The organism is Herbinix hemicellulosilytica (assembly GCF_002904165.1).
In the GTDB taxonomy this organism is placed as follows: Bacteria; Bacillota; Clostridia; order Lachnospirales; family Lachnospiraceae; genus Mobilitalea; species Mobilitalea hemicellulosilytica.
Genome location: NZ_CVTD020000010.1, coordinates 249,439 through 257,198, shown reverse-complemented (window position 1 = coordinate 257,198; position 7,760 = coordinate 249,439). Strand labels below are relative to the sequence as shown.

Annotated in this window: 8 protein-coding genes; 4 read left to right on the top strand and 4 right to left on the bottom strand. The window is 36.7% G+C overall.

What is annotated here, in order from left to right; genetic code table 11:
- The coding region (locus HHT355_RS13770) for a hypothetical protein (protein ID WP_207654533.1) at window positions 1-215 on the top strand (215 nt) is incomplete at its 5' end.
- Here HHT355_RS13770 and glmS read toward each other — a convergent pair.
- Together glmS and pdxR are read right to left on the bottom strand one after the other, a co-directional pair.
- On the bottom strand, window positions 143-1,981 hold the full coding sequence (gene glmS, locus HHT355_RS04550) for a glutamine--fructose-6-phosphate transaminase (isomerizing) (RefSeq protein ID WP_103202231.1): 1,839 nt from the start codon (window positions 1,979-1,981) through the stop codon (window positions 143-145). The two genes, HHT355_RS13770 and glmS, sit on opposite strands and share 73 nt — an antisense overlap.
- Window positions 1,982-2,270: 289 nt before the next feature.
- A complete protein-coding gene (gene pdxR, locus HHT355_RS04545; protein ID WP_103202230.1) occupies window positions 2,271-3,701 on the bottom strand; it encodes a MocR-like pyridoxine biosynthesis transcription factor PdxR in 1,431 nt (476 codons plus the stop codon).
- 102 nt (window positions 3,702-3,803) lie between these two features.
- Between pdxR and HHT355_RS04540 the strand changes: the two genes are divergently transcribed.
- The gene (locus HHT355_RS04540; protein ID WP_103202229.1) at window positions 3,804-4,637 is read left to right on the top strand and encodes a pyridoxamine kinase; all 834 of its coding nucleotides are present in this window, start codon (window positions 3,804-3,806) and stop codon (window positions 4,635-4,637) included.
- A gap of 80 nt (window positions 4,638-4,717) precedes the next feature.
- Complete coding sequence (locus HHT355_RS13595; protein WP_158245888.1) at window positions 4,718-4,891, top strand: hypothetical protein; 174 nt, start codon at window positions 4,718-4,720, stop codon at window positions 4,889-4,891.
- A gap of 217 nt (window positions 4,892-5,108) precedes the next feature.
- On the opposite strand, the gene HHT355_RS13590 is transcribed toward HHT355_RS13595, so the two are convergent.
- Window positions 5,109-5,249 carry a hypothetical protein gene (locus HHT355_RS13590; RefSeq protein ID WP_158245887.1) on the bottom strand — a complete coding sequence of 47 codons (141 nt, stop codon included), beginning with the start codon at window positions 5,247-5,249 and terminating at the stop codon, window positions 5,109-5,111.
- 270 nt (window positions 5,250-5,519) lie between these two features.
- On the opposite strand from HHT355_RS13590, the gene HHT355_RS04535 reads away from it, so the two are divergent.
- Window positions 5,520-5,903: a metal-dependent transcriptional regulator gene (locus HHT355_RS04535; protein ID WP_103202228.1), complete on the top strand. Its 384-nt coding sequence runs from the start codon at window positions 5,520-5,522 to the stop codon at window positions 5,901-5,903.
- A gap of 78 nt (window positions 5,904-5,981) precedes the next feature.
- On the opposite strand, the gene HHT355_RS04530 is transcribed toward HHT355_RS04535, so the two are convergent.
- Window positions 5,982-7,757 (bottom strand): ferrous iron transporter B, encoded by a 1,776-nt coding sequence (locus HHT355_RS04530; protein ID WP_103202227.1) that lies wholly within the window; start codon window positions 7,755-7,757, stop codon window positions 5,982-5,984.
- Window positions 7,758-7,760 lie beyond the last annotated feature (3 nt).

Here is a 7,760-nt window from a genome sequence, read left to right as displayed (position 1 = left end):
TGCAAACCCCGCAGCAAATGAAGATTGCTCCTGCATCTGCTACGGGATTTTGGAACGAACTTTATTTTTATAGAGCGAACTTTATTTTCCTGGAATCAACTTTATTTGATTTATACAACTACGAAGAATTTTTCCAGTTTACCTATTCCACCGTTACCGATTTTGCCAGGTTTCTCGGTTTATCTACATCAAGCCCTCTTGCTACGCTGATATAGTATCCCATAAGCTGCAAGGGTACTACTGCAAGACTGGCTGTAAAATGCTTATCCGTTTTAGGTATATAAACGGTAAAATCAACCGTATCTTCTATATTATAGTTGCCGTAGTTAGTAATACCCATCAGATAAGCCCCGCGGCTTTTTACTTCGACCATATTGCTTAAGGTTTTTTCATACAGATCCTGCTGTGTCAAAACCCCGATAACTAAAGTGCCGTCTTCTATAAGGCTTATGGTACCATGCTTAAGTTCTCCGGCCGCATATGCTTCAGAGTGAATATAACTTATTTCTTTCATCTTTAGACTGCCTTCTAGGGAAATAGAATAATCTATTCCTCGCCCGATAAAGAATACGTCCTTGGCATTGGCAAATTTGGATGCAAACCATTGTATTCTTTCTTTGTCATCCAATACTTTGCTTATCTTATCAGGCAGAGTCAAAAGCTCATCTATCAGATTCTTATATTCATTATCGTCTATCTGCTCTCTTACTTTTGCAAAATGAATTGCCAAAGCATAGCAGGCAATAAGCTGGGCACTGTATGCTTTTGTAGTTGCAACAGCAATCTCCGGACCGGCTAAGGTATAAAGGACATCATCGGCTTCCCTGGCGATAGACGAACCTACCACATTTACAATACCAAGAGTCCTTACTCCGAGATTTTTTGCTTCCCTTAAAGCAGCCAGGCTGTCAGCAGTTTCTCCCGACTGGCTTATGATTATTACAAGGCCGTTCTTATCCAGTAAAGGCTTCCTGTATCTGAATTCTGAAGCAATTTCTACCCGGACCGGAATTCTGGTTAAATCTTCGATAACATATTGGGCCGTAACTCCCACATGATAAGCAGAACCACATGCCACAATATATATCTGGCTTATATTTTTAATCACTTCGTCTGATAAACCGACGTTATCTAAATTTATTCTTCCGTCAGAAACCAAAGAATTTATAGTATCCGAAACAGCTTTTGGCTGCTCGTGGATTTCTTTCATCATAAAATGTTCAAATCCGGCTTTTTCGGCAGCTTCAGCATCCCATTTTATTTCAGTAATTTCTTTCTGGATTTCTTCACCGTCAATATTGTAGAAAGTTACACTGCCTTTCTGAAGCCTTGCACTCTCCAGGTTACCTATATAATAAACATTTCTTGTATATTTTAGAATTGCCGGAACGTCAGAAGCAAAATAAGCCTCACCGTTTTCAATTCCTATGATCATGGGGCTGTCTTTTCTTGCTACATATATTTCATCCGGATAATCCTTGAACATAACCGCCAGTGCATAAGAACCTCTTATACGCACCATGGAACGGTTTATAGCGTCTATGGGATTTCCGAAATATTTATTATAGTAATAATGAATTAATTTTACGGCTACTTCCGTATCGGTTCCGGAATAAAATTTATATCCTTTTTTAATAAGTTTTTCTTTAAGTTCCTGATAGTTTTCTATAATACCGTTATGTACCGCAACAACCGAATAATCATCACTGTAATGAGGATGGGCATTTACTTCGGAAGGTTCACCGTGGGTTGCCCATCTGGTATGTCCAATTCCGCAATTACCCGAAAGTGAATTTCCGCCGTTAGTCTTCTCAAAAAGTACTTTCAATCTTCCTTTGGCTTTAACAATTTCCATAGGTGAATCACCGTCACGAACGGCAATACCTGCTGAGTCATATCCGCGATACTCAAGTCTTGTAAGCCCTTCAAGTATAATAGGGGCAGCTTGCCTATCACCTATAAATCCAACTATTCCGCACATTTATAATTCCCCCTGCCTTTATAATTTATATATTACGCATTTTATGTAGTATTCAATTATTATGGAACATAAAAATGAATGAAGAGTTTCGCTTAGCGAAACTCCCGCAAGATTCGCAGTAATCGTAAGCGAGTAATAGCATTTTATAATAGTAATGCAACATATTGCTATTATAAAACCGTATTAATACCTTATTAATGAAATTATAACAGAGAAATTGGTTTAATTCTATAAAAAAATTTTTTATATTATAAATATGAAGAAATCCCAAATTTAGCACATAATAAAATCAAAAAATATCAAATAATTTACAAACGCTTTCTTTAATATTTTCTGATTTTAAACCGGAATAATTTATTACCAGAATGTTTTGTACGGCATTGACCCGGCTGTGATAATACTGGCTTAAGCAGGATATGTTTATCCCTTTTTTTACTGCCTTTGCAATCAATTCTTCATCCGTAAACTTTGTATCCACCTGCAATAGAAAATGAAGCCCTGCATTTTCTTCCATAATCCGCCCATTTTTTTCTTTCAAATGTTTTTTAATGTGAATAAGAATATCGTCTCTTATTTTCCTGTAGTGGTTTCGCATCCTGTTTATATGTTTTTCAAAATATCCCCGTTCAATAAATTTAGCTAAAGTATACTGCTCAAAATTTGACACTGTACAGGCATAAAAACTAAGTTCCCTGTTATACCGTTCCATCAAAGTTTTCGGCAATACCATATAACTTATACGGATTGTAGATGCTAAGCTTTTTGAAAATGTATTCATATATATAACTTTCTCGGAATTGTCTATGCTTTGAAGTGCCGGTATAGGTTTTCCGAGCAGCCTGAATTCACTGTCATAATCATCTTCAATAATATACCTGTCTTTTGATTTTGATGCCCATTTCAAAAGTTCATATCTTCTGCTTATCGGAGTTACAATCCCGGTAGGGAAATGATGGGATGGAGATATATGTACCACATCGGCATCCGAATTATCAAGCGCTTCGATATTTATACCCTGCTCATCAAGCGGAATATAGACGCATTTTACCCTGTTTGCTGCGTATATTCTTGATATTTTTCTGTAGCCCGGATCTTCCACCGCATATATTTTGTCATGACCAAGCAGCTGGATTAGAAGGCCGTATAGATATTCTGTACCGGCACCGACAATTATTTGATCCGGCTCTGCATCAATTCCACGAAATTGATACAGATAGTCAGCAATGGCACAGCGAAGCTCATATACTCCCGTGGAAGGGGACTTAAGCATCAGCTTGTCTTTATTTTCCGATAAAGTTTCCCGCATTAACCTGGTCCAGATAGTAAAGGGGAAATTTTCGGGAGCTGTATAGTTATTTACAAAATCTATCTCATAATCTTCTGCCAAATTTGTGGTTAAATCCCTCTGTATTAACTTAAATGACGGCAAATCTGCTGTTTTACCGTGACAATCATAATCAGGCTTATATTTTTCCGATACTATGTTGCTTACATAGTAACCGCTTTTTGGAACGGAATATATATATCCTTCCGCCAACAGCTGACTGTATGCGTTCTCAACCGTTATTGTACTGATATTCAGGTGTTTTGCCAAAGCCCGTTTTGACGGAAGCTTCTCATTGGGAATAAGTTTTCCTGAATTTATATCATGTTTTATTTGCTTATATAAGAATTCATACAAGCTGTCATTGCCCCGGTTTTCAAAGGAATATGTTAACATTTTACCTCCATCTGGACATATTAATTTTCTTCATTTTGAATATTTTATTATGGTCATTTATCAGTATAATGACAAGCAAATAAATTGTAAAGGGGAAGAATTATGAAACGTATTTTAACTATTCAGGATATTTCTTGTGTTGGAAAATGTTCGCTTACCGTGGCTTTGCCTATTATTTCAGCCATGGGTGTTGAAACAGCCATTATACCCACAGCCGTACTATCTACCCATACCATGTTCAAAAATTTTACTTTCCATGATCTGACTGATGAAATAGTCCCTATAACAAAGCATTGGAAAAGCGAAAATATAGGTTTTGACAGCATTTACACAGGATATTTGGGGTCTATAGATCAGATTGAAATAATAGCAAATTTATTTGACGAGTTTAAAACCGAAGACAACTTAATAATTGTCGATCCTGTAATGGCAGACAACGGAAAATTATACCCTGCATTTGATGAAGCTTTTGCTTCAAAGATGGCTACCCTTTGCGCCAAAGCAGATATTATTCTTCCCAATATTACGGAAGCTTCTTTCATGACCGGAATGGAATATAAAGAGAAGTATGACGAAGAATACATTAAAGAAATGCTAATTAAACTGTCAAATTTGGGCGCTAAGATATCCGTCCTTACCGGTGTTAGCTTCAATGAAGGCACTACCGGCGTAATGGGTTATGACAGGGAAAAAGGCGAATACTACTACTATCCTCATAAGAGAATAGATGCCGTATACCACGGAACAGGCGACATCTTTGCCAGCACCTTCGTAGGAGCCATGGGCAACAATCTTACATGGAAGGAAGCTATACCTGTAGCCGCCGACTATACTGCCAAATGCATTGAACTTACGCTTGCAGACAAAAAGGGCCGCTGGTACGGCGTAAACTTTGAAGAAGCCATACCTTATCTCCTTAAAAGAATCGGAAAATAAATACTAATTGTATGAATAATTTTATCGGTTAAATGAAACTATAATAATGTAATTTAAATCTATTTTATGAAAGGATGACCATGAGTAAACAGTCAGATCAAAGATACCGGAAAGAATTAGGGCTAAATCATAAAGAACGGGCTAAGGACAAAGACATGAACACTTCCTCAAAAGATATGGCCAGCAGAGAAGGATACGGAGACGGGGACCCTCACGGATTTACCGATAAAAAAACAGTAAAAAGAACTGATTGATAGCTTTAGCTCATAAGGTAAAACCATAATGCACCCTCAAAAACACCTGCTATAAATTGTGTTTAAACACAATACTACAGCAGGTGTTAATTTTTTATTAACCGGTTATTTGCTTATAAACAATTAAATCAATATGACAAGTCAAGACTTGTACTTATAATTTTAATTTGCTTTTGTTATATAAAAGCCATAAACTTAACGTTTCTATGTCTTTAAATTATGAATCTTCATATGCAATATCCATATTATAATCATCAATTGTAAAAGAAAATGCTTTTCCGTCAGCCGGTTTTCCGTTTTCGTAAAGATACAGGGAATATCCGCTGTAATATTTTGTATTATAATCAAATTCTTCCATTAACAGATAAACTTTATCCTGATATGAAATTAAGTCAAATGCCTGCGACGTACATTCAAAAGAACTGGTAAACGTATATTTCCCGCCCGGTGATTAACACCGTAATCTAAACTGCTTTATGTCAAAATCCTTTAACTATTTACTATATTTGTATACAAATAAAGATTATGGTATAATTATATACATAATTTGGCCCTTAAGTCATTAACTATTATTGTGTCTTTTTATACTAAATTGAATCTTTTACACCTCAATATACGGGAGGATATAATGGAGAAACTTTCATATGCCATGGAAAATTATCTGGAAGCTATATATGAACTTTCCGAAGGAAAATGTGGCGCCAGAGTTTCCGATATTTCACAGAGATTAGGCGTAACAAAGGCAAGCGTTAATAATGCCGTATTAACGCTTGCCAATAAAGGGTTGGTTATAAACGAAAAATACAAAGAAGTATATTTAACCCCTGAAGGGCTTAAACTGGCAAAAGTAACTTCCGAAAAACACAATATAATTAAAAAGTTTTTTATAGATGTGCTTAAAATAAATGCCGATATTGCCGATGTAGATGCATGTTTAATTGAGCATGTAATCAGCAACGATTCTATTCTTGCCATGCAGGAATTCCTTAAAACTTACAAATCAGATACTTAAGAATTTCTGTAACATAAACAAACTCAATTAATCTATGGCTTTTTCATGATATACGGATTGATTTTTTCATTGTATAACCTACATGAATAAATGAGCTAGCTGATTAATAAGTCCTCCAACCAGCAAGGCATTTAAGGTTGTGGCTAAAGATATGGCCAAAGCAGTTTTGGTATTAAACTCTTTTGACAAAATACCGAAAACCGATAAACATGGTAGATACAGCAATGCCACTGTTCCACCTACAAAAGCCTGAAGGGCTGTTAATCCCTCTATTTCCAATAAAGGTGCTACCGCCATCTCGCGGCGGATTATTCCTAATATCAATGCTATAACGGCACTTCTTGGCAATCCCAGCCATCCGCTGACAATAGGTTCAAGATAAACTGCTATTTTCTCTAACAAACCCGTTTCTTTTAATAAAGCAGCTATTACTATGGATATTAACATGGGTACTTCTGCATCAAGAAAGAAATTTTTCATACGAAGCATTAGTTTTTTGGCATATGCTTTTCCGTTAGGCATAAGCAAATTGGGGATTTCTATAATCATAGGGTCTACTTTTCCTTTTATTATACGGGATAAAACCGATGACACTATCATCATTACAGCAAATGACAACAAAAACATCAAAACAAGCAATATCGGTGAAAATCCTGCAAATAAACTGATTAAAGCACCGGTTTGAGAAATACAGGGTACTGCAAAGCAAACAATGGCAGATATCATCAGCCGCTCTTTCTTGGTAGTTGCGGTTCTTGAACCGATTATGGCGGGTACGGCACAACCGTAACCGAGTAAAATTGTTATCATACTGCCGCCCTGGACTCCCATTTTTCTCATGATACTGTCGAACAAAACACTCAGGCGGGGCAATATTCCTGAGTCTTCCAGAAAGGAAAACACAACATAAAACAAGAAAACAAATGGCAGAATAGATTCTATAATCCATTCTAATCCGATGGTAAATATACCGTACTCCCCAATCAGAACATTATGCAAAATACCCTCAGACACTATATAGGAAATAATCATTTTAAAGAACGGAACAAGTACATCACCGACCAAAGGTCCCAAAATATACTCCTGCAGAAACTTGCCGGCTCCTATAATAACTCCAAGGGACACAATAATAGTAAGAAGTGCTATAGGAATTCCGGGCCAAGGCTTTAGCATACTGTTTCCTAGCCGGTCTAAAAAAGACGGTTTTCCTTCGGTTTTTATTCTAACCCTGGCAGCAATTTCTCTGGCCCTGTCCCAGGTATTCATACCCAGTTTTGCACACCCCGGACAGGAAGCACAATTACCGCAAGTTGTCTTAGAACTGTTTAAAATTTTTTGAAGTTCTTCAGTCAGTTTATCTATTCCTTCGTTTTTAACGGCTATCGTAGGTATTACCGGTGCCCCAAGTTCTCTTGCCAGTAAACGTAAATTTATATCATAACCGCGTCTTTTTGCCACATCTACCATATTAAGTGCATATACAACAGGTATGTTGTACCTTTGAATGTCCAGCCCGAGCTTTATGTTTCTTTCCAGATTTGTGGCATCAAGAACGCATATAATAGCAGCAGGATTACTGTTTATAAAACGTACAGCAACCTCTTCTGCTTTTGAAGTCGCTTCAAGTGAATATGTACCGGGTACATCTATTAAAGTATAAGTTTCATTGCCTAATTTCATAGTTCCTTCCGTATAACTTACTGTAGTTCCGGCATAATTGGAACTTACCACACGGATACCGGTCAAATTGGAAAAGAATACGCTTTTTCCGACATTCGGATTACCCATCAGTAAAATTTTATTCGATTTTTGATATAATTTAGGATCCTCGTTTATCTCATGACATGCAGCCATACC

Bases quoted from the DNA above. Each gene is read 5' to 3' on its own strand.
- HHT355_RS04540 (WP_103202229.1), top strand. From the start codon at position 3,804: ATGAAACGTATTTTAACTATTCAGGATATTTCTTGTGTTGGAAAATGT.
- HHT355_RS04535 (WP_103202228.1), top strand. From the start codon at position 5,520: ATGGAGAAACTTTCATATGCCATGGAAAATTATCTGGAAGCTATATAT.
- glmS (WP_103202231.1), bottom strand. From the start codon at position 1,981: ATGTGCGGAATAGTTGGATTTATAGGTGATAGGCAAGCTGCCCCTATT.
- HHT355_RS04530 (WP_103202227.1), bottom strand. From the start codon at position 7,757: ATGGCTGCATGTCATGAGATAAACGAGGATCCTAAATTATATCAAAAA.
- HHT355_RS13590 (WP_158245887.1), bottom strand. From the start codon at position 5,249: ATGGAAGAATTTGATTATAATACAAAATATTACAGCGGATATTCCCTG.
- HHT355_RS13595 (WP_158245888.1), top strand. From the start codon at position 4,718: ATGAGTAAACAGTCAGATCAAAGATACCGGAAAGAATTAGGGCTAAAT.
- pdxR (WP_103202230.1), bottom strand. From the start codon at position 3,701: ATGTTAACATATTCCTTTGAAAACCGGGGCAATGACAGCTTGTATGAA.